We start from the raw sequence: 263 nt of genomic DNA, 5'->3' as shown, positions 1-263 counted from the left end.
GAAGCTTCACTCAGAGGGAATACGACCGTCAGCATCAATCCGCCGACATACAAGCCCATAGAGAGAATATAAGGCGTCAGTCCGGTACCGTAGTTAGGCACGGAATGAATCGCGTTATCGTCCGTTTTTACCGGATCGGCAAACATGCTGTACGTTTTGTCATCTGTCTTAATGTCCCCGGTTTGATCAGCCGCATCTTTCAGCTGGCTGGACAATTGTCCGGTGCCGTCTAAAAGCTTGCTTAAACCGGTGCCGAGAGACGC

General features: G+C 51.0%; 1 pseudogene. It reads right to left on the bottom strand.

The window, feature by feature from the left end:
• Nucleotides 1–263, bottom strand: a pseudogene (locus SB660_RS21425) (YhgE/Pip domain-containing protein); the annotation flags it as partial.

This window comes from Bacillus sp. SIMBA_005, from assembly GCF_046535585.1.
Classification (GTDB): Bacteria; Bacillota; Bacilli; order Bacillales; family Bacillaceae; genus Bacillus; species Bacillus pumilus.
The sequence above is the reverse complement of the archived record's forward strand: the minus strand, read 5'-3'. Positions and strand labels throughout refer to the sequence as shown.